Below are 25,559 nucleotides of genomic sequence, written 5' to 3'. Positions count from 1 at the left end.
CCTCGGGTCCGGCCGGGATGCGTCATCGGGCACTGCCTTCGCTGGGGAGCATAGCGGGATACGGATCATCAAAAACCGTCCCAGAGAAGAGTATTACCGCCTAGGGAACACCTCGTGGGCATCGTTTGAGATCTGTACCGGACCGATCCTTCTTGTGCGTGCTTCCCGCGCACAGCACAACGACACCACTGTTCGAGAGCTGGTCCGACGGTGGCGTTGCCCGACTGAATGGGACTGGAGGTCGAATGTCCGGAAGTGTCACTGCCCCGCTCGTCGGGCTCTCTGGTGGTGAGAACTTCGCGGTGGTCGCGGTCCAACCGGCCGACGTCGGGTGCCACATGGTGTTGCCGTGCGGCCCGGAGGCTGCTGCGCCCGCTCGGAAGCTGGTCGAGTCGGCGTTCGAAGCCTGGTCCGGTGGTCGGCTGGTCGACGCCGGAAAGCTGCTGGTGACTGAGCTGGTCGCCAACGCGGCCAAGCACACGGGCTGTCGGCGGATCGGGATCGCGGTGCGGCGCCGGCCTGCCGCGTTCTGGGTCGGGGTGCGCGACTCCTCGGGCGAGTTGCCCGCGTTGATGGCTCCGGCCCACGAGGCGGAGTCCGGTTACGGCCTGGGGCTGGTCGCGGCCTTGTCCCAGCGCTGGGGCGTGACATGCGAGTCACGCGGCAAGTGGGTCTGGTTCGAGTTGAGGTTGGAAGCATCGTGAGTGTTCAGTACGCCGCCGGCGGCCGCCATCGCGGTGAGAACGACGACCCGATCGAAGCCATGCTGACGTTCCTGTGGCTACTCGGGAATCTGGTCACCGTCCTCGTGCTCGGGATGACGACCCTCCTGCAAGTCGGCCACGACCGGGCGGAACCCGTGGTGGCGCTCTCCTCGCCGGACCGCGAACCGCCGGCCTGATCGAGGTTGCTCCGCACCCGCCCCGGCACCGCTCACTTTGCGGCTGGTGACCGGACTCGCGAATCCCTACGACACCAGAACCGACCGACGAATGGAGTTCAGATGGGTATGGGCCGTGGGCCGTTCGTAACCCTCGACGGTCTCAGCGCGAGTGGCAAGACCACGGTCGCCCCGCTGGTCGCCGCCCTCCTCAACGGAGTTCACCTGACGGACGAGGTGTTGCCGACCTTCCCGCGGATGCGGGCGGAGGTGGACGCCACCGGCATCCTCTCGGCCCGATTCCACTGGTGGATGATGGCCAACCACGTCAAGTCGGAGTCCGCCAGGGCAATCAGCCAGAGTGGCCGCCCGGTAGTGGTCGAGTCCTACTTCCCGCGCACCATCGCCACGCACAGGGCGATGGGGCATGACTGCTCCCCGGAGTATCCGAACGGGGTCTTCGTCCCGGACGTGGCGGTGTTGTTGGAGGTGGACGAGAGCGTCCGCCAGGAGCGCATCCGACAGCGGGTCGAGCAGAGGACGCTGAGCTACTGGCACAAGCGCGAGGAGCCGAACATCGCCGAAAGCACCCGCGTGTACCGGGCATTCGGGCTCGTCTGTGTGGACGGCACCGGCCGCACGCCGCAGGAAGTGGCCCGCTCGATAGTCGATATCGTCCGCTCGCAAGTCCCCAGACCCCGACTGGAAAGGTCAACTCATCATGACCGCAACTGAGTTCGAAGCGAAGATCCTCAACGTCGAGCCGGAGAAGATCCGCGCGCTGCTGGCCGAGGCCGGGGCCGAGCACCTGGGCGACCGGTTCCAGCGCCGCTACGTCTACGACATTCCCGGCCGGCCCGGCACGTGGGTCCGCCTTCGCGACACCGGCAGCGGTATCACGCTGTGCGTCAAGGAGATCCACTCTGACGCGATCGACGGGGTTTCCGAGACGGAGACCGGTGTCGGTGACTTCGACACCGCCAACCTGCTGCTCGGCAAGCTCGGTTACCAGCCGAAGGCGTACCAGGAGAACCGCCGGTCGTCCTGGTCGCTGGGCGGTGCGGCCGTCGAGATCGACGAGTGGCCGCTGATCCCGCCGTACATGGAGATCGAGGGCGACAACGCCGAGCACGTCTACGCGACGGTGCAGGCGCTTGGGCTTCCCCTGGCCGAGCTGACGAGCGAGAACACGACCAAGGTCTACCGCCGGTACGGGATCGACATCGAGGCGATCCCCCGGCTCACATTCGAGTGAATGGAGGCGCCTTGTCTGCCACCCAGGGCCCGGCAATTCGGGTCGTCCGGGACAGGACCATCCGCATCAAGGTGATCGACGACTGCGGGTTGGCCTGCACGTTCTGCCACAACGAGGGAACGCCCGTCACCGCCGACAACAAGGGTCGCACCCTGCTGCCCTTCGTGTCGGGGCCGGGCGGGACCGGGCGCGTGTCGATCTACACCGAGTCCAACGGCGTGAACTTCCTCGCCGCGAAGATGACCCCGGACCTCCCGTTCCGGCGGGCGGTGCGAACCGTTGCGAAGGCGTTCGATGCGAGCGAGGTGCACCTGACCGGCGGCGAACCCACTCTCCATACGGAGGTGTCCTCGCTGGTCTCGGCTCTCACCGGCATGGGCTTGACCGTCGGAATGACCAGCAACGGCGAGCGCGGCCGGCAGGTGATGCCGGACTGCTCCGCGGCGGGCCTCAACCGGGTCAACGTCTCGGTCTTCGGCACCACCGCCGAAGAGCTCAAGGCCGTACAGTCCGAGCGCTTCAAGTCGGCTGGGCTGGCCGAGACGAAGATCCGGGCCGCCGTCCAGACCATCCGGGCCGCCGTGTCCAACGGGGTGAAGGTCTCCGTGAACATCGTCGTCCCCGGCATGGCCCACGTGGACCGGGTCGTCAACCTGATCGAGTCCCACGGCCAGTTCGCGGACGTGCGGATGCTGACCAGCATTCAGGACGGCCCGGAGTCCATCGCCGCGATATCCGAAGTGCTGGCCCGCGTCGGCGCGGAACCGGTGCTCCGGACGTTCACCGCCGGCACCTCCGACGAACGCACCCTGTACCGGGCGCTCGGCGGCCGTGCCGTCTACGTCAAGCGACTGCTGCCGGTACGGCTCCCGGACACCTGCGCGTCCTGCCGGTTCAACAACGACACGGACTGCCAGGAGGGCTACTACGGCGTCCGCTTGTACCTCACCGAGCAGGGTCAGTACATGGTCGGCGTCTGCATCCAGCGCATGGACCTCTGCGTGCCCGTGGCCGACCTGGCGAAGAGCGGGATCGTGGAAGAGGTGCAGGCGTTCAAGGACGCCGAGGTCCGCCGGCTGACGAGCCAGTACGGTGCCGCTGCCTGAACGACGGGATCGGCCTGGACCGCTTCATGAACGCCGGACCACCCGCGACCTTGGCGGGGCGGGCGGTCCGGCCTTCGAGCCAGCCTCGCTGATCAGCCCTGGTACCGAACGGTACTGGGGCCGTCGGCATGCTCGGAACGGTTTCCTGACGGGGAATCACCATCGCGGTCGGGCAGGCAAGCGCTAGCGTCGATCGGGAGCGGAGGCGGCTGGGCGGGGACCATTCCGGTCGGGCCGCCCGATAGCTGCCGAGAGTAGGGGCGGGCGGGTTCGGTCAAGCCCGCGCGTACGGGCCTATGCGGGACGACGGCGGCGAGCGGTGCGGGCTTGACGGGTTCCGTCCGCCCCGGATCATCGAGCAGCGGGGGCCCGAACGAACGGTGGGCAACCATCGGCCTGGACCCCGGCCACGTCGGGCCGGACCGCTTGTCCGGCTTCTCCTGGCCCTGCTCGACCGCCACCCTCGTTCTTGCGCCGCCAGCGGGGCCGCCCATAGCGGGGCGCGAGACAGGAGCGACGGGCGGAAACGCGGCGGCGCGCGGCCCGCCTCTGGCGGGCCGCCCTTGATCCAGTAATGAAACTTTGAACACCGCCTCCCCTGCCTTCTTCGTCTCCCTGGATCCGGCCGCTCTCTGCCGGCGGAATCTCTTGCCGTCCTCTGCTGCCCTGATGGGCCGTCGGCGTCATGAAGTCCGCGGTGCCTTCCGCCGCTCACCCCCACGTACTCCGCTCCTGGGCCCGCTCGCTCGGCGTGGTCTGTCCTCGCACAGCCGGTCGTGCTCTCGGGTCGCTGCGGTGTCTGCCGATCTTGATGTCACACCGGCTGCTTCGCGGACACCTCTATGGATTGCGCGCACCCCCTGATCGCTTCGGAGAGTCCGGCAGGAAGAAGGTCCGGCCGCCGTGTCACACCGGCTTTGTCAGCGCGGCTTCTAGGGGTGACGCCTGGGACTGCCAGGACGAAACGGGAGGAATGGCCGGATGTCAGATATAGGCGCGGGATCAGTCAAGTCTGTCCACAGGCTGTGGATGGCGTACTGGTCTGGACGGGTCGGTGGGTTCTACCAGGGTTCTCCGGCCCGACCAAGCCGGGGATCGGGGTGCACTGTGGGACGAACGGCCGTTTGGAGTCGTCGGCGGGAAGGGCTTGCCGACGGAAAGGAGGGGTGTGAGATGCGTCATGCCGGATCGTCTCACCCCGTGTCATTCCGTCCCGTTGGCTCTCGTTCTTTCTCGCGGTTTCTTCCGGGAAACTTCTTCCGGCCGGTCGCGGATTTGAAGTGGCCGCTACTCTCGGGGTTGGGTAGCTGTGGCGGATCCCGCATGACGGGAAGAGAAGAAACGTTCCTCCCGCCCTGCGGGATCTGCCCTGTCGCCGTGTGCCATCAGGAGTGTTGCGGTGCAATGGTGAGTTTCGGAGACCCATCCTCCGGGAGGTCGCTGGGCCTGGGCTGGGCGGTCGCGGAACTCACCGGTTTTCTCACCAGCGGCCGATGCGAATTCGTTGCGGGCAAGGAAGGCGTTCGGTGAGAAAAGCGGTGAATTCCGCTGGATTTAGTGAGGCGACCGGAACAGGTTCGACATGCGGGGAGAGTGAGTACTGATGCGCGGCGAATTTGGACGCCTTATTGAAATGCTGGCCCACATCGGGGGGCAGTTGGCCGACCTCAACGAAGAAGTGGCCCACCTCAACGAGCGGATTGCTCGGCTTGCTCAACCTGGGCCCGAAGTTCCCGCACTTCCTGCTGGACCTGTTGCACCTGAGTGGCCAGACCGGTGACGAGTTCGACGAGGATGGCGAGGTCGGAGGCGGATACCTCGACGGTCCCCGCGCCGGCCTGCCCGCTCTCGTCCGCCTCCGGATCGCCTTCGGCGGCCTCGGCCTCCATGGCAGCGTGCATCCGTTCCAACTGTTCGGCGTACCGGCGGTTGAAGACGGCGTGCGGATGGTCTGGATTGGTCATCGCCTCTTCGACGGGATTCCCGAGTGGCTTGGGCTGGGGCCGGACGTAACTGCCTCGCCCGAGCACGGAGTAGATCAGCCCTTCGTCCTTGAGCAGCTTGAGTGCGCTCTGCACGGTGGAGCTGGCCAGGCCGTACTGCTCCTGGAGTGCGCGGGCCGACGGCAGGCGCTCGCCGGGCTTGATTCTGCCTGCTGTGATCTGCCGCCGCAGGTCCTCGGCCGCGAGCATGTACGGCGGTCGCTGGTCGTCTTCGAGCGGCAGTGTCATGGCTCCACGGTAGCGGCCCCCGCGCACGGCTGATACACCCGCGCACCCATGGGTTCCACTTGTAGCGCGACTCTCGCGTGTATCGAGTGTTGTGAGTGTTGCAGGTGTTCCATGTGTGCGTGTACTGTCCTGGGTGTCGGAGTTCACCGGCACCTCCCGTCCCTCCCCTGGAGTCCTCCATGGCTCGTATCACCATCCGTCCCGACCTGACCGGCACGACCCACCTCGTCGCGGTGCCGGCGGTCCCGAAGCTCGCCGACGCCGCGACCGGCCAGGTCGCCACCGACCGGGAGAGTGGCGCGACCCTCTACACGGTCCAGCTCCTTGAGACGTTCGAGGCGACCGCTCAGCTCATCAAGGTGGCCGTCCCGGAGACCGGACTCGATGCCGGGATCACCCCGGGTGCGATCGTCCGTCCGGTCGGCCTGATCGCCACCCCGTGGGCGAACCTCTTCAACGGCCAGGTGCAGTCCGGCGTCGCCTACCGGGCCGAGGCCCTGGTACCGGTCGTGGCTGCTGTTCCCGCGTCCGCGCCGAAGGGCAAGGCGTCCGCTGCCGAGCCGGTCGCCGCGTCGTGACGGCCCGCCCTGCCAGTGGCTCCGCGCCTGCGGATTCCTCGTCCGCAGGCACGGCGCCCGGCCCGGCGCTCTACCCGCTGACAGTGCCGGGCACCGACACCCGGTTCAGCTTCGGCTTGGTCTTCGACGCGGCCAAGGTCCTCGAAGCCCACGGCTACCCGCCCGTCACGGCGGGCCCGGACCTGGTGAACCTCCGCCAAGCGCTCTTCCGCTTCCTCTACACCCCGGAGTTCCCATGAACACCGCTGTCCCCGGCCTCGGGGCCGCGACGATCCCCCCTCCGCTCCTGTACGCGGGCGGTGCGCTCGCTCTGGTCCTGCTGGCCTGGCTGCTCGTCATCTGCGGCCGATACCTGTCGGCCGACAAGGGCACCCGCGCCAGCATCCGCCAGGCATGGCGCATACGCCGGACCTGGCCGCGCTTGGCCCGCAACCTTGGCCTGGTCACCACCGACCGCACCCCTACCTTCCTCCAGTCCCTCACCGCCTCGGGCAACGGAACCGGCGGCAAGCCCGAACCGCGCATCCTTACCCCCGGCCTCTCCACCAAGGTCGACCGCTACGGCGTCGTGGTCACGGTGAAGACCGTGGCCAAGGTCGGCCTCGCCGAGTTCCAGAAGCACGCCGACCACCTCGCCGACGCCTGGGCCTGTACCCGTGTCTCGATCAACCCCGACAGGCCCGGCACCTTGCGCATCCGCGCCGTGCGGGACGAACCCCTGCTCATCCCCTACACCTGCACCCCGGAAGGCAAGCCGCCCGCCGACCTCTCGGTGTGGGACCTGGGCCTGGACGAATACGCCCTCGCCACCGTCCTGCGCATGGACAACGTGCCCGGCGTGTGCGTGGCCGGCCTGCCCGGCTACGGCAAGACCAGCCTGATCAGCAAGCTGATCGCTGCCCTCGCCCCCTCGGACGCCGTGCAGTTCGCCGTCGCCGACGGCAAGGTGTCCGAAGCCCACGAGGGCGACTACGCGGACGTGACCGACCGGCTGTTCGCATTCGTCGGCGACGACCTCGAAGCCGCGAACAAGCTGTTCACCCGCCTCGTGAACCTGCGACGCGCCCGCTCCTCCGCGATCCGCCGCGTCCTGGGTACGCCGAACATGTGGGCCAAGGGGCCGAGCAAGGCATGGCCGCTGGTAGTCCTGGTCATCGACGAAGCCCACACCTACTTCCGCGACTACAAGGGCTCCGACCCGACGACGAAGAAGTACGCGGCGCTGACCGCCGACAACGCCCGCCTCATCGAGGACCTGGTGAAGAAGGGCCGCAGCGTCGGCATGGTTGTCATCGTCGCCACCCAGAAGCCCACCGGCGACGCCATTCCGACCTTCATCCGCGACGTGTGCCCCGTCTCGCTGTCCTTCGCGCAGAAGACCACCGAATCTGCGGTCGCCGCGCTCGGTGAGGACATCCGCAACTGGCCCGACGCCAACCCCGTCACGATGCAGGATCCCGGCTACGTCGGCGTCGCCACCATGGCCCGCCAGGGCCACGAAGGCTTCACCCGCGTCCGAATCCCCTACGTCGACCCCGCCGACACCGCCCGCGTCGCCGCCGACACCGCCCCCCTGACGGCCGACCCTGGCCTCCTCCTTGACCTGCTCACCTGCCCCCACCTCCTCAAGGGCGACGACCTCGACACGACCGCCTGACCCCATGGCCACAACCCACAGACCGCACAGAGGAGTTGGCGATGACCGCCACCGCCACGCACGGGCGCGGCCAGGCTGACCCCGGCAAGCTCACCCGCCACACCATCACCGTTGTAATGGCGGTCATCGCCTCCCTCGCCTTCGTCTTCTCCTTCGGCAACATCTGGGCCCTCGCCCTGCGCCTGGGCGTCCCCCGCCCGATCGCCCCGCTGATCGGCCCCATGGTTGACCTGTCCGTCGTCGGCCTCCTTGTCGCCCTCCACCACCTCACCCTCACCGGCACCAACCCCCAACACCTCGCCCCCGCGCGGAGGCTGATGCACGTGTGCGGCTTCCTCACCCTCGCACTCAACATCGCCGAACCCCTCGCCGCCGGCCACTGGGGCCGCGCCGCCCTCGACACCGTCGCCCCCACCCTCCTCCTCGGCTGGGGAGCCGTCGGCCCCACCCTCCTCGCCCACCTCCACACCCCCACCACCCCGAAGGACACCACTCCTAACCAACATGCCCGACCTGCCACCCTGGCCACTGCGCCGCCCACCCCGGCCACTGAGCCCACCTCCGGCCTGGCCACCCCGCTCGCCACGCGCAACGCCACCCCGGCCCCGGCCCCGGAAGCCGAGCCGACGCCGCCGACCCCGCCCACGGTGGCCCTGGCCCACCAGCCCGAGCCGGTACCCGCGCCCGCCGCTGCGGCGCCCGCCCCGGCCGCTGAGCCCGCCCCGGTCGCCGCGCCCCCGGTCCTGCCGGACGTACCCGGCCCGCTCCTGGCCGCTGCCCGCCGGATCGCTGACGACCACCGCGCCGCCACCGGCGACCTGATCACCCCGGCCCAGCTCCGTGCCCGCCTCGGCGTCCCCGCCCAGCTCGCGGCTGCCGCCCACACCCACCTCGCGGCCGTCCCCGCCTGAACCCCGCCCCACCCGCCGCGCGCCGACCGCGCACACACCCCGCCCGGTCGGCGCGACGGCACCCCCATGCCCCGAACCCGCTCAACTGCCCGGAAGGACAGGCCACATGACCGACCTCGACCCCATCGCTGTCCTGGACCGGGTACTCGACCGAGCCCGGATCGTCTCCCCATCGGTCCGCGGACTCATCCACTACGCCCAGCGCGACGACTTCGACCGCATCGAGCATGCCGTCGAACGCCTCGCGGGCTGCACCCGCCCCGTCCAACTCGCAGGCCACACCACCACGTTCGACACCACCACCGGCGAACCCGTACGGCACTACACCACCAACAGCGAACCCCTCGGCCGCCTCCTGACTGCCTGCGGAAACCGCCGCGCGAGTCGCTGCCCGTCCTGCTCCCGCACCTACGCCGCCGACACCTACCACCTCATCCGCGCCGGCCTCTCCGGCGGCAAGGGCACCCCCGAGGACGTGCGCACGCACCCCCGCGTGTTCGCCACCCTCACCGCCCCCTCGTTCGGCCCGGTCCACAACCGGCCCACTACCAAGGTGGGCAAGCCCCACGCCTGCCGCTGCGGCACCCTTCACCCCGCCGGGCACCCGGTCCTCGGCACTCCGCTGGACCCCACCGCCTACGACTACGCCGGAGCCGTCCTCTTCAACGCCCACGCCGGAGCCCTCTGGGCCCGCTTCACCACCTACCTTCGCCGCGCCGTCGCCCATGCTGCCGGACTCACCACCAGCGAACTGCGCGAGCACTGCCGCGTCTCCTTCGCTAAGGTCGCCGAGTTCCAAAAGCGCGGCTTGGTCCACTTCCACGCCATCGTCCGCCTCGACGGACCCGAAGGCTCCACCACCACCCCGCCCGCCTGGGCCACCGTCGACCTCCTCACCGCCGCCGTACGCGAAGCCGCCCCCAAGGTGTCCTTCACCATCACCGGCGACTCCATCGGTGGACGCGAACTGCGTTGGGGCCGACAGCTTGACGTGCGCGAGATCACCCGCCCCGACACCGCAGACCGTGACGACACCCCGCTCACCGACGCGGCCGTGGCCGGGTACGTCGCCAAGTACGCCACCAAGAGCGCCGAAGGCACCGGCACCGTCGACCGACCCCTGTACTGCTCGTGCTGTAAGGGACGCGGACGCATCCCCACCCCCGCCGGCCTCACCGACGAATGCGCCCCCTGCGAAGGGACCGGCCTCGCTGAACCTCTCGCCGACCTCCACGTGGCAAGCCACGTGCGCCAGATGATTCGCACCTGCTGGGACCTAGGCAGCGCGCCCGACTTCGCCGAACTCAAGCTCACCAAGTGGGCCCACATGCTCGGCTTCCGCGGCCACTTCTCCACCAAGTCCCGCTGCTACTCCACCACCCTCGGCGCACTCCGCGGCGCCCGCCGCACCTGGCAGACCGAACAGGCCCGCCTTCGTGCCGGCCACCCGCCCATCGACCCCAACACCACCCTCGTCGTCTCCGACTGGCGTTTCATCGGCACCGGCTACAGCCCCGGCGAAGAACTCCTCGCCGAAACCGTCCGCCACAACCGTGCCGCCACCCAACGCCTCAAGCGTGAGGGGGACTTGCAGTGACCGAGACCCCTCGGGTCACGGACCGCCTTACCTCGCGGCGGCGTGACGACGCGGCAGCACGCGCGTTCCACCTGGACCGGGTGTGCGCCACCTTCCCGACCAAGATCAGCCCAGAGGGGGCGCGGCGTCTCGCAAGCCTGCTGACCATTCCATCTACCGAGGCCAAGGCTGCATAAACGAACACAGAGGGCTCCCATCGTGCGGAGCCCTCTCGTGCATACTCAGCCCCTAGCGCTCGCGCGAGGGCGGGCGGAAGTAACCTCACCAAGGGGCATTGAATTTCATCTTGGCCGCGCGCTCCGTAGAGGGCGCGTAGCGATGCTCCTAACTTAGGAGAGCCGGTCCTTCTTGACGATCGTGTCGCAGCTGGAGCACCTCAGCTGGTTCGTAGTGTATGGCTGAAGCGTGTTCTTGCCGCAATTCGGACACTTGTGCCCCTTTGCCATGGTTCCCCTTCCGTGGGTGGGCTCGCCATGGAAGCGAGCAGTCGACGCCTCATGGTCGTTGAATTATTTGATTGCGTCAATTCGGTGGCCTTGATCTGCGGTTTTAGAACTAATGACTAGATGGGGCGAATCGGGCGCGCCTGATTTGTGCCAATTGCTCCACTATGACCCCTTATGCCCAAATATTGCGGCAGTGGATCTTGAGCCGATGATCAGAATCGGTCCAGATCGGCTATGGAATGAACCGATCAACTTCGACCTCTGGGATCGCTGTCGGCCTCCGTCGCGCCTTCGGCGGCCGTCGCATGCTCGCTCGACCTGCTGTACATCGTCTGACCAGCGCAATCGTGAGATCGCAACCTTTGCAACACTTCTGCCCCCTCGATGGACGTAGACTGCGTGCGTTTCGTGTTGAACTGGAGGGGATTCAATGGCTATGAGCCGTGTCAGGACCGTTGCCTTTTACGAGGTGGTTCGCGCCAAGGATGCCCAGAACGCTCGCATGGAACAGGTTGAGTGGCCGCTCGCTCTGGAGCGTCTTCGCCCGAGGCCGGCAGGCAGGCGTACCTTTGCCACGGACGAGGATCATTTCATTGGTGAAGTAGTCAGCGGGGGTGGAAGGGATCATCTGCTGATTGGTCGACTGGGCGGCGGAGATCATCAAACGGTTGACCTCGATCACGGCCATATCGAAGATTTGAGACTCGAAGGGAATCGCGGTTTCATCGACACCACCACCGTCTGCTTTCTCGAATTTGGGAATGTCGTCGGTATGATGCAGGGTGGCCAGGCTTCCCCGCGGGCGTCCGCAATCCAGCGATGGATGAATGCGTGCGGGATGGTCAATGGAGATATTGAACTGTGGCCCGTCATCAGTAAAAGTGCTTGGGATAAACTGCAAAACGCTGCGGCGGTACACAAGGTCGAATTCACATTTAAGCCTGTCCCTGGAATTCTTCCCCCCGAGGGATCTGGACTTGCAGGCTTCGCGCGCCACGGGCGCGAACGCTATCCCGACCATAGGATCAGTATGGCTATTGAGATGCCCAGGCGCGGTGTAGGTCCTGTGGCGCGAGCCCGGGGGGAGCGACGTCTTCGCGAGGACGTGCAGGCTCTGATGTCTGATTTTGGATGGCTTGCGGAGCCGAATGGTGTGTCTCGTGCACGTGCGCTCGTGACGCTTGATACTCCGTCGGGTGACCTCAAGGATGAGCCCTTGGATTTCTTGAAGCACCACATTACTGCCAAGCGACGAGTCCTTGTTCGACCCGAGGATTCGCGCCCCCGCCATGAGGCTGCGATCGACGCAATCTTGGACACCGCCCGGGAACATGCAGACGACCTCAGGGCCGCTGTCAGCGCCTCGGTCTAGAGTGTGGTGCATGGGTCGGCGAGGGGAGATGCGGCGCAATGCTTTCACGTTTTGTGGAGAGAATCAGAAATCAGTGGGCCGAATATCCGGCGGGTGACTGGATTTTGGTCGCTCTAGCTATGGTGGCTTACTCTTTCCTGCGAGTGTCAATTCACCATGGTGGGCTGATCGAGAAGCTCTCTCCTGACTCGCGCAGTAACCTCTATATGACTGCAGCATCGGTCTCGGCTCTTGTGGGCGGTTTCGGGACTGCTGCAATCAGCCAGTATGCGACAGCAAGTGGACGTCGAATGGTGGAGATTCGCCGCCGATTTGGGATCAGCATGCGCAAGAATTGGTCCAGTATCCTCAAAGCAATGCTTATCGTGTCTGGCGGATCCCTTCTTGCCTTGATGCTTGATGTTGGCTCAAAGCCGGGTTGGATTGGCCTATTTATTGAGTCTCTTCTAATGTTCGGCGGGTTTCGGTCGATCAGGCTAGTCTGGCTCTTTAACCTGCTTATCGATGTGTCCGATCAGGACGCTACTGAGCCCAGGCTCTCCCCTCCAGTTCAGATTCCCGGGCCGTAGTGGCGCATCGTGGGGAATTTTGCAGTGGATCTTGAAATGGTGGTGAGGTTTGCTTTGGCTCGGTCGTTGGATTTGTGGCCGGATCCTTTGGAGTGTCGATGGCCGGCAAGTGGGGATTGCGGGGGGAGCCGATTAATTCGGTGGCGGTAATGAAGTTTCGCCGTTGCGCAACTGGCCGGTTTCTTTGAGGGTTCCAATGTGCCGCTGGCGGGTATATTTCTGCCGACTGCTCAGCTGAGTAACACGCGGTCTGCTGCCGAGTTGCAGCGGCTTCCGCTGGTGCGGGACACGAGAGCCGCCACCTCCTAAGAATCCTCCTCCTGCTGATCAGTCGCTGCTTCGTAGAAGGCGTCCGCAAGGGCGATGATGATCGCGTTGATGGCCGGCCCGTCGGTGAAGAAGTAGTCGGCCATCGTGTTGTGGGCGTCCTGGTTGTCTGCGACTGCCTCAGTAACGGCTGCTTGGAAGTCTGGCGACTCCATGAACTGTTTCTTGGTGTTGGCCTTGGTCTGATTGACCAGACCAGTGTTGGCGAGCAGTCGCTGGACGAGCCCCTGAACGAACTCCCGGACCTGGGAGGCGGCGAAGGACTCAGCGCCGAAAAGGTCATTCATCTTGTCTATGACGACCTGGAGTGCGACGTACTTCGGCTCCTTCTTCGCTCCCGTGCCGGCGGCACTGATGCCCTTCAGCTGCCCATCACCCACGAGGGAGATGTCGACCGGGATCGCTTTGCTGTGCTTGACCCCGACCAGCACCACGTCGGACAGGTCGACCTCGGCCGTCCACGAGGACTCGGCGATCACCTTCTCCAGCAACCGCAGGAAGATGGACAACATCTCCATGTAGGCGTCGCCGTAGTCGATGATCTGGGACATGAAGTCGTAGAGGCGTACGTAGGTGGAGACGTCCTTGCGGAAGAGGTCGAGCTCGTTGAGCGTGACCTTGTCCTCTTCCTCGATCGCCCGTGCGTAGCGGCGGCGGAAGTCATGCTGCGCCGGGCTGATCGCCGCCGAGAGCGCGTTGTTGCCCTTCCGGGTCACCCACAGCTCGGCGACCTTGCGGACATCGTCCTCGGTGTAGATCCCGAGCTGGGCGAGCTTGTTGGACAGGTGGACGACCACGTACGGGTCGGTCTCGGTCTCCAAGGTGGCGTTCTTGAAGTACGGCTCAAAGGCCGCCTTGATGTCCTCGGGCTCGTTGGCGAAGTCGATGACGAACGTTTTGCGCTTCTGCTCGCCGTTGGCGGTGCGGTGGGTGCGGTTCAGCCGTGAGAGCGTCTGCACCGCGGTGATGCCTGGCAGCTTCTTGTCGACGTACATGGCCGAGAGCAGCGGCTGGTCGAAGCCGGTCTGGAACTTGTTGGCGACCAGCATGATCTTGTAGGTCTGGCCCTTGAATGCGGCTGCCAGATCCGATCCGGCGCCGGGGTTCATGTTGGCCTCGGTGTACTCGTCGTCTTTGTCCGGCTGCGGCCCCCAGTCGCTGTGCCAGGTCTCGTCCTCGGGCATCGTCACTCCGCCGGAGAAGGCCACAAGGGTGCGGTAGTTGTACGAGGGGTCCTCGGCGCTGCGCTTGGCGATGTAGGCGTCTATGGCCAGCTTGTACTTCACCGCAGACTTGCGGGATCCGGTCACCACCATCGCCTTCGCCCGGCCTTCCAGGAGGTAGGCCACGTTGATGTGGAAGTGCTCGACGATGATCTGCACCTTCTGGCTGATGTTGGTCGGGTGGAGCAGCACCCACCGCATCAGGCCCTTGCGGGCGGTGGCCTCCTCGACCTCGCCCCCATCAGCGTCGCCGCTGCCGGCCTTGCCCGCGATCTTCAGCGCGGTGTCGTAGCTCTGATAGCCCTTCAGTACGTCGAGGATGTAGCCCTCCTCGATCGCCTGCTTCATTGAGTACAGGTGGAACTCGCGCGGCTTCCCGTCGGCGCCCTTACGGCCGAACAGTTCGAGGGTCTTGCTCTTCGGCGTCGCAGTGAAGGCGAAGTAGGAGATGTTCTCCGACTCGGCCCGCTCCGTCATCTCGGACGCGAGGACCGCCTCCACGTCGACCTCGCCGCCGTCCTCGATCTCCTGGACCTCCTCGGCGGTCAGTACCTGCTTCAGCTTCGTGGAGATCTGGCCGGACTGGGAGGAGTGCGCCTCATCGGCGATGACAGCGAACCGCTTGCCCTTCAGACCGGCGTCGCTGCGGATCTCGTCCAGGGCGTACGGGAACGTTTGCAGCGTCACGACGATGATCAGTTCGCCGTTCTTCAGAGCCTGCGCCAGCAGACCCGACTTCGACTTCGCGCCAGCCTTGCGGACATCCTCGGGCCCAATGGTCGCGACGATCTTCCCGGTGCCATCGATTTGCCGGATCGCGTCCTGCAACTGGGTGTCGAGCACGGTGCGGTCCACGACAACGATGACCGAGTCGAAGACCTTCTGGTCGTCGATGTGCAGCCGCGCCAGGCGGTGGGCTGTCCAGGCGATGGTGTTCGTTTTCCCCGATCCGGCGGAGTGCTCGATCAGGTACCGCTGCCCGACGCCCTCCTCGCGCACCGCGTCCACGATGTTCGTGACGGCTTCCCACTGGTGGAACCGCGGGAATAGCATGCTCGTCCGCCGCACCGAGGTGCCGGTTGAGACGTCCCACTCATCCTTGGTCTGCACAATCATCAGCCGGCCGATGATGTTCAGCCACGCGTGTTTCTCCCACACCCGCTCCCACAGGTATGCCGTCGCCGATCGGCCGTTAGCGCCGGGCGGGTTGCCCTCGCCGCTGTCGAAGCCAGTGTTGAACGGCATGAAGTGGGTCTTGTCGCCCTCCAGCTTCGTCGTCATCGCCGCGAGGTCGTTCGAAACGGCGAAGTGCACCAGAGCCCGGTGCCCGAAGGAGAGCAGCGGCTCGGGGCGGCCGTTCGTCAGCGGGTTGCGATTGTGCTTGTACTGGTTGACCGCCTCGTTCAGCGACTGGGTGAAGTCGGTCTTCAGTTCCACCGTGGCCACCGGGAGCCCGTTGACGAAGAACACCAGATCGATGCTGCGCTGGTCGGCGGTCGAGAAGTGCACCTGCCGCACCACCCGTACCTTCATTTCCGCGTACTGCGCGGTGCTCGTCGCGTTGAGTGAGGTATCCGGGCGGAACTGCGCCATCTTCAGTCGGCCGCCGCCGATGTATTGCACCCCGTTGCGCAGGATGTTTAGCGTCCCGCCGCCGTGCTCCAACGGCCGGTCGAGTGCCGCGGTCAGTACGTCGAGGAACTTCGCTTGCGACCCCGCCGCCTTCAACGCCTTCTCGTAAGCTGGCTTCTGCGTCGCCTCCAGCCACGCGAACAGGTCGGCTGGGAACAGCGCCCGCTCCCGGTCGTACTGCCCGCCGTCGTGGTCGTTCACCGAGTACAGCCAGCCGTGGTCCCGGAGGTACTCGCAGATCTCCTTCTCGAAGACGACCTCGTTGTGATCAGCCATCACGCCACTGCCTCTCGGACATCCATCTGCCCAGTGACAGCGGATGCGATGAGCGCTGCGCATCGCTCCTGGGCGAGCTCAATGAACCGCTCGGTTTCGGCGATGAGCTTGTCGGTCTTCGCAGTGTGCTCGTCGAGGTGAACCGCGATGCGCCGCTGTTCGTGGAGCGAAGGAAGCGGCACCGGCAGGGCGCGGACGGCAGACACGTTGATTCGTCGGAACGTGCTCCCGATCATGGCGCCCTCAATCGCATGTCTGACTTCGGTCCCGATCAGCGCGTAGCGCAAGAACGATGGATCGATGTCCGTGCGTCGGCGCAGGAGGACAGTCTCTTGTCCAACTGCGAACTCGGGCAGGTCCGGAGTCACAACTGAAACCAACCCGACAGAGACGTTTCGAATGAAAAGCAGATCACCCGAATGGGGAGCTCGCCCCGAAGCCCGGAGATGGTCGAAGAACTCTGCGGTTGTGTAGTTGCATTCTGAGAGATCAACCGTGGTTCCGCGACACTCGCGGATACTCGCCACAGGATAGCGTTTATCATCGTCGACAAATTCGGCGGTCACATGGGCGCAATCAATAACGTCGACGACTCTTCGGAGTTGAGTCCGCACAGTTGTCGCATCTAGCACGGCATGCGAGATGGCGGCTGCACGGCGCTCGCGGAGCAGTTCGATCAGCCGCCGTTGCTCCTCGATGAAAATTTCGATCCGGGCCGTCTCGCGGTCGAGGTAGTCGGCGAAGACTCGCTGCTCATCGGCCGGGGGCAGCATTAGAGGGATTCGAGCGAATGTACTCCAGTTGCGGAAGTCGACGCTGCGCTCGCGGACGTTCGGCGCCTGGGTGGTGAGAAAGCCAGAGGTTCCGAGGTGGCGTAGCAGGCGGGCAAGGTATGAGGGATCGTCGCCAGCAATGGGCTCGCAGACGTGGTAGACGGGCGAACCGTTGCCGTGACTGTCAGAAACGCCGACGGCACCGGCAAATCCATCGAGGGCGTGGAACACCAGGTCGCCGGGGCGGATCTCTTGATACCCGTTCTCGGTATCCGAGAAGGTGTAGCCGTCCTCGCGGCGGTTAGAGCGCAGAGTGACGGCGCCATCCCGATAAGCGGTGATAACGCCGAGCCCCGACCGAGCAGGTCGGTCCAGTACGCGCAATACTCGCCGTACCGTTGTCTCGCGCCAGCCGGGCGGGGGCGTTGTGATCACTGTTCCACCTCGCGGAGAAGATCGAGAATCTTGGCAACCTGCTTCTCCAGGTCTGCGTCGATCTCGGCGAGCGGTCGAGGCGGAATGTACTGGTAGAAGTGGCGGGTGAAGGGGATTTCGTAGCCGGTCTTGGTCTTGGACCAGTCGATCCAGGCGTCCGGTACGTGTGGCTTCACCTCGGCGTCGAAGTACCCCTGGACGACCTCGCGCAGCCCTTCCGCGCCAGCAACTGAGCCGCTGTAGGTGAAGGGCACGTTCTCGGTGTCACGCCTCTTCGAGTCAGGCTTCGGGTTGCCCTTGCGGTCGCCGACAGGCTTGCCGTCCTCGTCGAGCAGAGGACGTTCGACAGTGATGGTCCAGTAGCCGAACTCGTCGTTGCGCAGCACCTTGGAGAGGTCAGGGTCGGCAGCCTCGAAGTCGGCGTACAACTGCACGACCTCGGCGCGGTCGGCGTCGCTGATCTCGCGCCCCTTGGCCCCGAGGTTCTTGCGCATCTTGGTCCAGAACGACGTGCCGTCGATGAGCTGGACCTTGCCCCGGCGGTCGGGGTGCTTGGTGTTGTCGAGGATCCAGATGTATGTGGCGATGCCGGTGTTGAAGAACATGTTGGTCGGCAGCGCGATGATCGCCTCGACCAGGTCGCTTTCGATCAGCCATCGGCGGATGTTGGAGGGACCGGACTCGGCGGCACCGTTGAACAGGGGCGAGCCCGTTCATGATGATGCCGACCCGACCGCCGCCGTCTTCCGGGGCGCGCATCTTGTGGGCCAGGTGCAGCAGGAAGAGCATCTGACCGTCGGAGGTGGCTGGGAGGCCCGGTGCGAAGCGGCCGTATGGGCCGGCCGAGGCGCGCTCCTCCTGCACCGCCTTGGCGTACTGCTTCCAGTCCACTCCGTAGGGTGGGTTGGACATGCAGTAGTCGAACTGGCGGTTCTCGAAGGCGTCCTCGGTGAGGGTGTTCCCGAAGGCGATGTTCGTCGTGTCGTGGCCCTTGGCGAGCAGGTCGGACTTGCAGATGGCGTACGACTGCGGGTTGTACTCCTGGCCGTACAGAGCCAACTTGGCCCCGGGGTTGTGTGCGAGCAGGTGCTCCTCAGCCAGGGAGAGCATGCCGCCGGTGCCGGCGGTGGGGTCGTACAGCGACCGGATGATGTCGCCCTCGGAGAGGTCGACATCCTTGTCCGCGAAGAGCAGGTCAACCAACAATCGGATCGCGTCGCGTGGCGTGTAGTGGTCCCCGGAGGTCTCGTTCGCGGCCTCGTTGAACTTGCGGATGATGTACTCGAACGCATCGCCCATGTCCGAGTTGGACACCACTTCGGGATGAAGGTCAACGTTGCTGAAGGATTGGACGATCTCGCGTAGGAGTCCGGCCTTCTCCAGAGCCAGGATCTCCTTCTTGAAGTCGAAGTACTCGAACACGTCTACGTCGCTGGAGAACCGGTCGATGTAGTCGGCGAGGTTGTCCGCCAGCCCGTCTGCGTCGGCCAGCAGGTTCGCGAAGCCGTAGTTGGAGGTGTTGTAGAACTGCCGTCCTGTGAGCTTCTTGACCTCGACCTTGAGCCGGTTCGGGTTCTCGTACCGCGCAGCCAGTTCCCGTACTACGGCTCGATCCGGCTCGAGCACGCAGTCGAGCCGCCGCAGGATGGTGAACGGGAGGATGACTGTCCCGTACTGGTTGGGGCGGTAGGGGCCCCGAAGCTTGTCAGCAATCGACCAGATGAAGCTACCGAGCGCGCTCACAAGGTTCCTCACGAAATTCTGCCTAATGGTGGCGACCACTCTGCCAGAGGAGGCCGTCAGCGTCTGACGTTCGGCGGGGTCAGCCCCGGTTGCCGGTCTTCGGAGGTTCGCCTCGTGAGTCGCAGCCGGGGCACTCGTCCTCGCCCTGGATAGCCTTCGTTCCAGCCATGGACAGCTGTGTGCCGGATGGTCTCCTCTATTGGGGCTCCACCGTCGTGGAAAGACACGATGGCGCTTCCGAGGATCGCCCGGAGCATGGCATTGTCCGGCAGCGGGAACGGCGGGACGGCTGAGCAAGCTCAGAGCGGGTTCGGCTCGATGTTGACGCGGCCGTAGTCCAGGCGGTTCTTGCGGTCGTGCGAGTCTCCGATGATCACGGCGGCGAACAGGAACCGCAGCACCGCGTTCATCCGGGCGAAGTCCTCGGCCTCCTCCAGCGCCTTCCAACTCGTCTTGGTGTTGGAACCGACCAGCCCTTCCAGGATCTCGACTGCCGGCCGCACCACAGCCTTTCGTTCCACCGCGCTGATCCGGTCGTCCACCTGCTTCTTCATCTGCCGGTACTCGCGAGTGGTCAGCTCGCGCTTCTCCCACATGTCCTTCAGTTCGGTCAGCTCCTGGCGGTCGGCATCGAGAGCCGCGCGGTCCGTGTCGGAGATCACGGTTGCCGTGTCCCGCCCGGTCACGTCCAGCTTGGTGAGCAGCCTGATCGCAGCGTCGCTGACGAAGCTTTCCAGCGGCCCAGCGCTGACAGTCCGGTAGCACCGCTTGGAGTCGACACGGGAACCGCGGTTGCAGAGGTACTTGCCCCCGCTGCCCTTCATGTGGGTGCCGCACTTCTTGCAGGTGACGATGCCCCGCAGAAGGTAGTACCGCTTGGGAGCCTGCTTGCCGTGCCCGGCCGGAGCGCGCAGCGTACGGCGCTCCTGCACCTCGTCCCACAGCCCTCGGGCGATGATGGCCGGCCATTCACCAGCGCCGATGACCTCACCGCGGAAGACGCGAAGTCCGGCCACGTGATGGCTGCGCAGCACGACGGTCACGTTGGCGGCGTTCCACTCGCCTCCGAGCGCGGTTGGTAGCTTCCGGCCGTTCAGATCGCGGGCGATGGTGGTGATCGTGTCGCCGTTCAGGTAGCGCTCGTAAATCTCTCGCACGATCTCGGCCTCGGCCGGGATGATCGTGGTCCCGCTCTTGTCGTACCCGTAGCGGCGCTTGCCTGTGTGGGGCTTGCCGTCCTGGGCGCGTTCGATCAACGCCGTCTTGAGCCGACGGGACGTGTCATCGCTGGACCGGCAGGCGTGGGCGACCTCGATCCGCAGGAAGAAGCGGTCGTCGGGGTCGGCAAGGTTCCGCTGGTTGGCCTCGCCGTGGAGGGTGATGTCGTGATCGTCCGAGATCTGGAGCAGCTCTTCGAGGTCGCGGGGCTGCCGCATGAGGCGGTCCGGGTGGTAGGTCAGGATGTGCCGGACGCCGCCCTCCCGGGCCTCGTCGAGCAGGGCGTTCCATCCGGGCCGCTTCCGGTCCCGCTTCCAGGCTGACCGGTTGTTGTCCACGAACACGTGGTCGTCCTGGACGGTCAGCCCCAGCCGCTCGGCGATGTCACGGCATACTCGTTCCTGGCGCTCGACGCCGGTCTGATCCTCGTCGTTGACGTGGGAGATCCGGCAGTAGATCGCTGCTGACTCGCCTGCCCAGTCGGCCCGGGAGCGCCTTGCGACCCCGGTGGCTTCCGTCATCCGAGCGAGCTTGCGCGCCCGGATCTCGTCCCGGCTGACCTGCGGAAACTGCGAAAACTGGTTGAGATCGTCCACGGCTGAAGGATATGAAGAAGATATGACTACGCTCAAGGAGCAGCTGCAGGAGGACCTCACGGCTGCGATCAAGGCACGGGACGAGCTGCGCTCGTCCACCCTCCGGCTGACGCTGGCCGCGGTCACCAGCGCGGAGGTGGCGGGCAAGCAGAAGAAGGAGCTGTCCGACGCCGAGGTGCTGCAGGTGATCGGCAAGGAGGCGAAGAAGCGCCGGGAGGCGGCGGAGGCGTTCGAGGGTGCCGGCCGTGCCGAGCAGGCCGCGCGCGAGCGCTCCGAGGGCGAGGTGCTGGACGGCTACCTGCCGGCGCAGCTGTCGGACGAGGAGCTGGCGGGCATCGTGGCCGCCGCGGTGGCCGAGTCCGGGGCGAGCGGCCCGCAGGGCATGGGCGCCGTGATGAAGCTGGTCCGCCCGCAGGTCGAGGGCAAGGCGGAGGGCGGCCGGGTGGCTGCCGCCGTGAAGGCCGCGCTGACCGGCTGACGCCCCGTCGGCCCCGCGACCCCACGACACGACGAAGCCGCCCGCCGGGAGAATCCTCCTGACGGGCGGCTTCGTGCTGACTGCTCGGCGCTACGGGCTAGTGGCGGCCCGGCTTGTCGGTGTTCCCGCCGATCACGCCCGGCGGGATGGTGAAGCCGCCGGTGACACCGCCGTTGGGCCAGCCGTTGCCGCCCTGGGCGTTGTCGCCGGAGGGCGGCGTGGCGCCGTCGGTCGGGCTGGTGGTGGGCTGCGGGGCCGGGATGTTGACGGTCTGGAAGCGGGTGACGGGCGTGCCGTCCAGCGCGTCGTTCATCGCCTTCTGCCAGATCGGGCCGGGGCCGTCGGCGCCGTAGACCGCGGAGCGGTACTTGCCGCCGATGGTGATGTTCTTCATCGAGACGTTGCCGCCGACGCCGCCGAGCCAGACCGACGTGGCCAGTTCGGGGGTGTAGCCGGTGAACCAGGCGGCGTAGCGCTCGTCGGTGGTGCCGGTCTTGCCGGCGATCTGGCGGCCGTCGTCCAGGCCGAGGGCGGAGCCGGTGCCCTTCTCGGTCACGCCGAGCAGCAGGGTGTTGACGCCGTCCGCGGTGGTCTGGGACATCGCCTGGTTGCAGTTGGCCTTCGGCACGTCGATCTTCTTGCCGTCGGAGCCGATCACGGAGCTCAGCGCGACCGGGGAGCAGTACAGGCCGCGGGCGGCGAAGGCCGCGTACACGCTGGCCATCTGGAGCGGGCTGACCTCCTGGGTGCCGAGCACCATGGAGGGCACCTCCTGGATGGCCTTGCCGTTGGCCAGGGTGCCGACGCCGAGCTTGTCGGCCATCTGCTTCATCGGGCAGAGGCCGACCTGCTCCTCCAGCTGGATGAAGTAGGTGTTGACCGACTTCTGCATGGCGACCTGCAGGTTGAACGGGCCGACCTCGGACTGGGACTCGTTCTGCACCGGCTTGGGGTCGTGGACCGTCCCCTCGCAGGTGGTCATCTTGGGGTAGTCCATCTTGTACGGCGAGGGGAGTTCCTGGGTGATCGGCGTCCCGGACTCCAGGGCGGCCGCGGCCATGATCGGCTTGAAGGTCGAGCCGGGGGAGAAGCCGCTGCCGCCGCCCATCGCGGAGCCGACGTTCAGGTTGAGGACGGTCTGCTTCTTGCTCTCGTCCAGGCCGTACGGGCGGGTCTGCGCCATCGCCAGGATCTCGCCGGTGCCGGGCTTGATCATCGTGCCGGCGGCGGAGACCGGGTCGTTGACGTAGACCTTCTTGGTGACCGCGTTGTACATGGCGGCCTGCTTGTCCGGGTCGATCGTGGTGTAGATCTTCAGGCCGCCCTGGGACCACAGCTTCTGCCGATCCTGGGAGGTCTTGCCGAACGCCGGGTCCTGCTTGATCACGTGGCGCACGTAGTCGCAGAAGAAGCCCATGCCGTTCTGCGCGGTGATGCAGCCGTTCTGCGGCTCGGAGTACTTGATGCCGAGCGGCGCGGCGAGCGCGGCCTTGGCGTCGTCCGGCGAGATGTGCTTGTACTCCAGCAGCTTGTTGATCACCGTGTTGCGGCGGGTCTGCGCGGCCTGCGGGTGGGCGACCGGGTCGTACGCCGAGGGGTTCTGCACCAGGCCGGCCAGCATCGCGGCCTCGGGAATGGTGAGGTCCTTGGCGCTCTTGCTGAAGTAGCGGTTGGCGGCGGCTTCGATGCCGTACGCCTGGTGGCCGTAGAAGGTGATGTTCAGGTAGTTGGTGAGGATCTGGTCCTTGCTCAGGTCCTCCTCCAACTTGATGGCGTACTTCAGTTCCTGGATCTTGCGGCCCAGGCTCTTCTTGGTCGCCTCGAGGAACGCCTGCTGGTCGTCGCCGGCCTGCTCGACGAAGACGTTCTTCACGTACTGCTGGGTGAGCGTGGAGGCGCCCTGGGCGGTGGTGCCGGCCTCGGCGTTCTTGGTGGCGGCGCGCAGCACGCCCTTGAGGTCGACCGCGCCGTGCTCGTAGAACCGGGCGTCCTCGATGTCGACCTGGGCCTGCCGGATCACCGGGGCCATCTGATCGGCCGTCAGGATGGTGCGGTCGCGGTCGTACACCTTGGCGATCAGGCCGCCCTTGGCGTCGTAGATCATCGACGCCTGGGAGAGGGTGGGCGTCTTGAAGTCGTCCGGGATGTTGTCGAAGGACTCCGCGGTGTCCTTCGCGGTCAGGCCGAACGCGCCGACGGCGGGCAGTGCCATACCGGCGACCAGGACTCCGGCCAGGATCGAACCGCCGAGGAACTTGACGCCGTGGCCCGCCATGTCCAGTGCGGAGCCGGTAGATCGCGTAGGTGCCATGTGGAGAACCCTACGTCTCGGAATCCCGTACAGGGGGGCAGGTGTTCGCCTACGCTTGTCACAGAACTGCGACAGCTTCGCTCTGTTCATCATCATCACTCTTGTGAGTGATGAGCTTTGTCCGATTCGCGGTATTTTGCCCGCGATCCGGGCGGGCCTGCGGCGGGCGGTCGTGGCACACCGTGACGAAAGCGCACCATTCGACCCCGGCAAGGCCCCCGACCTGCAATCACTCCAACGAGTGAGCTGTTGGACACCCATAGTCCGATCGGGTCATTCGAGATTGGGCCCACAGGGGCTGTTGCGCCGTGCCGTTCTTCCGTAACGTCCTCAACTGGCAACGGTGAATATGCCGTTGCCGCCGTGGGGGAGCCCCGAATCGGGAGAGGACGGCGCCGGGATGGGCTGGGTGGACGACTGGAGCGCGCAGGCGGCGTGCCGCACGAGCGATCCGGATGAACTGTTCGTGCAGGGGGCGGCGCAGAACCGCGCCAAGGCGGTGTGCAGCGGGTGCCCCGTGCGCACCGAATGCCTCGCGGACGCGCTCGACAACCGGGTCGAGTTCGGCGTCTGGGGCGGAATGACGGAGCGCGAGCGGCGGGCGCTGCTGCGCCGGCGGCCGACCGTGGGGTCCTGGCGCAGGCTGCTGGAGACCGCGCGCACCGAGTACGAGGAGTCGCTGGCGACCGGGGTGATCCTGCGGGACTACGCCCAGGCAGGCTGACGCTCCGTCAAGAAGCTCGGTAGGCAAGGGAAGTAGCAGGGCCAAGGGTGAGCGGGCCGTCGGATCACTCGGTGGGGGAGCCGAGTCGGTCGCCGATGGCCCGCAGTCCGTCCAGGTCGTGGACGTCCCCGGGCAGGGCGGGCACCTCGACGATCGGCACGTCCGGGTAGACCGAGGCGAAGCGGTCGCGGGTGCGGCGTTCCCGGGACATGATCTGCATCCGTTCGGCGTGCAGCCGGAGCAGCCCGGCGGCCAGCGTCTCGGCCTCCACGCCGGCGGAGTGGGTGCCGTTCTCGTCCAGTGCCTCGGCGGCGGCCAGCGCGCGTTCGGCGGTGAGCTGCGGCGCGCCGGTGGAGTGGACCCGGTTGAGCACCAGCCCGGCCAGCGGCATCGCGTCGGCGGCCAGCCGGTCGACGAAGTACGCGGCCTCCCGCAGCGCGTCCCGCTCCGGGGCGGCGACCACCAGGAACGCGGTGCCCTCGGCCTTCAGCAACTGGTAGGTGCGGTCGGCGCGCTCCCGGAACCCGCCGAACATCGAGTCCATCGCGGTGACGAACGTCTGCACGTCGGTGAGTAGTTGGGCACCGAAGATCTTGCCGAGGGTGCCGGTGAGCAGGCCCATGCCGACATTGAGGAACTTCATCGCGGAGCGCCCGCCGACCTTCGCGGGGGTGGTCAGCAGCCGGATCACCCGGCCGTCCAGGAAGGACCCGAGCCGGCTCGGGGCGTCCAGGAAGTCCAGCGCGGAGCGGGACGGCGGGGTGTCGACCACGATCAGGTCCCAGCGGTCCTCGGCGCGGAGCTGGCCCAGCTTCTCCATCGCCATGTACTCCTGGGTGCCGGCGAAACCGGCCGACAGCGACTGGTAGAACGGGTTCTCCATGATCGCCCGGGCCCGGCCCGGCTCCGCGTGGGCCAGCACGACCTCGTCGAAGGTCCGCTTCATGTCCAGCATCATCGCCTGGAGTTCGCCGTCGCCCGCGGTGCCCTTGACCACCCGCGGGGTGTTGTCGAGCTCGGTCAGGCCCATCGACTGGGCGAGCCGGCGGGCCGGGTCGATGGTCAGCACCACGACGCGGCGGCCGCGTTCGGCGGCGCGCAGGCCGATCGCCGCGGCGGTGGTGGTCTTGCCGACGCCGCCGGACCCGCAGCACACCACGATCCGGGTCGCCGGGTCGTCGATCAGGGTGTCGATGTCCAGCCCGGTCATGCCGCTCCCTG

Annotated in this window: 21 protein-coding genes and 1 pseudogene; 13 read left to right on the top strand and 9 right to left on the bottom strand. The window is 66.4% G+C overall.

Annotated features, from left to right (window positions below; translation table 11 throughout):
* Nucleotides 1–245 precede the first annotated feature (245 nt).
* The 5 genes from BX266_RS16535 (at nucleotide 246) to BX266_RS16515 (ending at nucleotide 3,241) form a co-directional block, all read left to right on the top strand.
* Nucleotides 246–704, top strand: a complete 459-nt coding sequence (locus tag BX266_RS16535) for an ATP-binding protein (RefSeq protein ID WP_259464723.1) — start codon at nucleotides 246–248, stop codon at nucleotides 702–704.
* Nucleotides 701–901, top strand: a complete 201-nt coding sequence (locus BX266_RS16530; protein ID WP_099900653.1) for a hypothetical protein — start codon at nucleotides 701–703, stop codon at nucleotides 899–901. Before BX266_RS16535 ends, BX266_RS16530 begins: the two co-directional genes overlap by 4 nt.
* Before the next feature lie 102 nt (nucleotides 902–1,003).
* On the top strand, nucleotides 1,004–1,615 hold the full coding sequence (locus tag BX266_RS16525; protein WP_099900651.1) for an AAA family ATPase: 612 nt from the start codon (nucleotides 1,004–1,006) through the stop codon (nucleotides 1,613–1,615).
* Entirely contained in the window at nucleotides 1,602–2,135 is a 534-nt protein-coding gene (locus tag BX266_RS16520) for a class IV adenylate cyclase (RefSeq protein WP_099900649.1), read from the top strand. The genes BX266_RS16525 and BX266_RS16520 overlap by 14 nt, the downstream gene beginning before the upstream one ends.
* Nucleotides 2,136–2,146: 11 nt before the next feature.
* Nucleotides 2,147–3,241, top strand: coding sequence for a radical SAM protein (locus BX266_RS16515; RefSeq protein WP_099900647.1), 1,095 nt, complete (start codon nucleotides 2,147–2,149; stop codon nucleotides 3,239–3,241).
* Nucleotides 3,242–4,721: 1,480 nt separating this feature from the next.
* Here BX266_RS16515 and BX266_RS38085 read toward each other — a convergent pair.
* Entirely contained in the window at nucleotides 4,722–4,928 is a 207-nt protein-coding gene (locus BX266_RS38085; protein WP_143686945.1) for a hypothetical protein, read from the bottom strand.
* Nucleotide 4,929: 1 nt separating this feature from the next.
* On the bottom strand, nucleotides 4,930–5,472 hold the full coding sequence (locus BX266_RS16510; RefSeq protein ID WP_099900645.1) for a GntR family transcriptional regulator: 543 nt from the start codon (nucleotides 5,470–5,472) through the stop codon (nucleotides 4,930–4,932).
* Between the two features lie 179 nt (nucleotides 5,473–5,651).
* Between BX266_RS16510 and BX266_RS16505 the strand changes: the two genes are divergently transcribed.
* The 5 genes from BX266_RS16505 (at nucleotide 5,652) to BX266_RS16485 (ending at nucleotide 10,215) form a co-directional block, all read left to right on the top strand.
* Entirely contained in the window at nucleotides 5,652–6,050 is a 399-nt protein-coding gene (locus BX266_RS16505) for a hypothetical protein (protein ID WP_099900643.1), read from the top strand.
* 83 nt (nucleotides 6,051–6,133) lie between these two features.
* Nucleotides 6,134–6,289, top strand: coding sequence for a hypothetical protein (locus BX266_RS38650; RefSeq protein WP_180290312.1), 156 nt, complete (start codon nucleotides 6,134–6,136; stop codon nucleotides 6,287–6,289).
* Nucleotides 6,286–7,707: an FtsK/SpoIIIE domain-containing protein gene (locus BX266_RS16495; RefSeq protein ID WP_099900641.1), complete on the top strand. Its 1,422-nt coding sequence runs from the start codon at nucleotides 6,286–6,288 to the stop codon at nucleotides 7,705–7,707. The genes BX266_RS38650 and BX266_RS16495 overlap by 4 nt, the downstream gene beginning before the upstream one ends.
* Before the next feature lie 41 nt (nucleotides 7,708–7,748).
* Nucleotides 7,749–8,618 carry a DUF2637 domain-containing protein gene (locus BX266_RS16490; protein WP_099900639.1) on the top strand — a complete coding sequence of 290 codons (870 nt, stop codon included), beginning with the start codon at nucleotides 7,749–7,751 and terminating at the stop codon, nucleotides 8,616–8,618.
* A gap of 106 nt (nucleotides 8,619–8,724) precedes the next feature.
* The gene (locus BX266_RS16485) at nucleotides 8,725–10,215 is read left to right on the top strand and encodes a replication initiator (protein WP_099900638.1); all 1,491 of its coding nucleotides are present in this window, start codon (nucleotides 8,725–8,727) and stop codon (nucleotides 10,213–10,215) included.
* Between the two features lie 873 nt (nucleotides 10,216–11,088).
* Here BX266_RS16485 and BX266_RS38080 read toward each other — a convergent pair.
* On the bottom strand, nucleotides 11,089–11,658 hold the full coding sequence (locus BX266_RS38080; RefSeq protein ID WP_143686944.1) for a hypothetical protein: 570 nt from the start codon (nucleotides 11,656–11,658) through the stop codon (nucleotides 11,089–11,091).
* A gap of 413 nt (nucleotides 11,659–12,071) precedes the next feature.
* Between BX266_RS38080 and BX266_RS38075 the strand changes: the two genes are divergently transcribed.
* Nucleotides 12,072–12,602 carry a hypothetical protein gene (locus tag BX266_RS38075; protein WP_143686943.1) on the top strand — a complete coding sequence of 177 codons (531 nt, stop codon included), beginning with the start codon at nucleotides 12,072–12,074 and terminating at the stop codon, nucleotides 12,600–12,602.
* 305 nt (nucleotides 12,603–12,907) lie between these two features.
* Here BX266_RS38075 and BX266_RS16475 read toward each other — a convergent pair whose 3' ends face one another.
* From BX266_RS16475 to BX266_RS16460, 4 genes and pseudogenes are all read right to left on the bottom strand, one after another.
* Complete coding sequence (locus BX266_RS16475) at nucleotides 12,908–16,060, bottom strand: type I restriction endonuclease subunit R (RefSeq protein WP_099900634.1); 3,153 nt, start codon at nucleotides 16,058–16,060, stop codon at nucleotides 12,908–12,910.
* Complete coding sequence (locus tag BX266_RS16470) at nucleotides 16,060–17,217, bottom strand: restriction endonuclease subunit S (protein WP_099900632.1); 1,158 nt, start codon at nucleotides 17,215–17,217, stop codon at nucleotides 16,060–16,062. Before BX266_RS16470 ends, BX266_RS16475 begins: the two co-directional genes overlap by 1 nt.
* 47 nt (nucleotides 17,218–17,264) lie before the next feature.
* A pseudogene (locus BX266_RS16465) lies at nucleotides 17,265–19,011 on the bottom strand (N-6 DNA methylase).
* Nucleotides 19,012–19,310: 299 nt separating this feature from the next.
* Nucleotides 19,311–20,825, bottom strand: a complete 1,515-nt coding sequence (locus BX266_RS16460; RefSeq protein WP_259464722.1) for a recombinase family protein — start codon at nucleotides 20,823–20,825, stop codon at nucleotides 19,311–19,313.
* 22 nt (nucleotides 20,826–20,847) lie between these two features.
* Between BX266_RS16460 and BX266_RS16455 the strand changes: the two genes are divergently transcribed.
* The gene (locus BX266_RS16455; RefSeq protein ID WP_099900630.1) at nucleotides 20,848–21,303 is read left to right on the top strand and encodes a GatB/YqeY domain-containing protein; all 456 of its coding nucleotides are present in this window, start codon (nucleotides 20,848–20,850) and stop codon (nucleotides 21,301–21,303) included.
* 97 nt (nucleotides 21,304–21,400) lie between these two features.
* On the opposite strand, the gene BX266_RS16450 is transcribed toward BX266_RS16455, so the two are convergent.
* Nucleotides 21,401–23,614 carry a transglycosylase domain-containing protein gene (locus tag BX266_RS16450; RefSeq protein WP_099900628.1) on the bottom strand — a complete coding sequence of 738 codons (2,214 nt, stop codon included), beginning with the start codon at nucleotides 23,612–23,614 and terminating at the stop codon, nucleotides 21,401–21,403.
* Nucleotides 23,615–24,014: 400 nt separating this feature from the next.
* Between BX266_RS16450 and BX266_RS16445 the strand changes: the two genes are divergently transcribed.
* On the top strand, nucleotides 24,015–24,338 hold the full coding sequence (locus tag BX266_RS16445) for a WhiB family transcriptional regulator (RefSeq protein WP_033817598.1): 324 nt from the start codon (nucleotides 24,015–24,017) through the stop codon (nucleotides 24,336–24,338).
* Between the two features lie 64 nt (nucleotides 24,339–24,402).
* Here BX266_RS16445 and BX266_RS16440 read toward each other — a convergent pair whose 3' ends face one another.
* Entirely contained in the window at nucleotides 24,403–25,548 is a 1,146-nt protein-coding gene (locus BX266_RS16440) for an ArsA family ATPase (RefSeq protein ID WP_099900623.1), read from the bottom strand.
* Between the last annotated feature and the right edge of the window lie 11 nt (nucleotides 25,549–25,559).

The sequence above is a fragment of the Streptomyces sp. TLI_171 genome (assembly GCF_003610255.1).
Taxonomy (GTDB): domain Bacteria; phylum Actinomycetota; class Actinomycetes; order Streptomycetales; family Streptomycetaceae; genus Kitasatospora.
This window is presented reverse-complemented; position numbering and strand designations above follow the sequence as displayed.

Excerpts from the sequence above, each read along its gene's own strand:
- BX266_RS16455 (WP_099900630.1), top strand. The coding sequence starts at position 20,848 with ATGACTACGCTCAAGGAGCAGCTGCAGGAGGACCTCACGGCTGCGATC.
- BX266_RS16475 (WP_099900634.1), bottom strand. The coding sequence starts at position 16,060 with ATGGCTGATCACAACGAGGTCGTCTTCGAGAAGGAGATCTGCGAGTAC.
- BX266_RS16505 (WP_099900643.1), top strand. The coding sequence starts at position 5,652 with ATGGCTCGTATCACCATCCGTCCCGACCTGACCGGCACGACCCACCTC.
- BX266_RS16445 (WP_033817598.1), top strand. The coding sequence starts at position 24,015 with ATGGGCTGGGTGGACGACTGGAGCGCGCAGGCGGCGTGCCGCACGAGC.
- BX266_RS16520 (WP_099900649.1), top strand. The coding sequence starts at position 1,602 with ATGACCGCAACTGAGTTCGAAGCGAAGATCCTCAACGTCGAGCCGGAG.
- BX266_RS16485 (WP_099900638.1), top strand. The coding sequence starts at position 8,725 with ATGACCGACCTCGACCCCATCGCTGTCCTGGACCGGGTACTCGACCGA.
- BX266_RS16490 (WP_099900639.1), top strand. The coding sequence starts at position 7,749 with ATGACCGCCACCGCCACGCACGGGCGCGGCCAGGCTGACCCCGGCAAG.
- BX266_RS16440 (WP_099900623.1), bottom strand. The coding sequence starts at position 25,548 with ATGACCGGGCTGGACATCGACACCCTGATCGACGACCCGGCGACCCGG.
- BX266_RS16510 (WP_099900645.1), bottom strand. The coding sequence starts at position 5,472 with ATGACACTGCCGCTCGAAGACGACCAGCGACCGCCGTACATGCTCGCG.
- BX266_RS38075 (WP_143686943.1), top strand. The coding sequence starts at position 12,072 with ATGCTTTCACGTTTTGTGGAGAGAATCAGAAATCAGTGGGCCGAATAT.
- BX266_RS16450 (WP_099900628.1), bottom strand. The coding sequence starts at position 23,614 with ATGGCACCTACGCGATCTACCGGCTCCGCACTGGACATGGCGGGCCAC.
- BX266_RS16495 (WP_099900641.1), top strand. The coding sequence starts at position 6,286 with ATGAACACCGCTGTCCCCGGCCTCGGGGCCGCGACGATCCCCCCTCCG.
- BX266_RS16535 (WP_259464723.1), top strand. The coding sequence starts at position 246 with ATGTCCGGAAGTGTCACTGCCCCGCTCGTCGGGCTCTCTGGTGGTGAG.
- BX266_RS16525 (WP_099900651.1), top strand. The coding sequence starts at position 1,004 with ATGGGTATGGGCCGTGGGCCGTTCGTAACCCTCGACGGTCTCAGCGCG.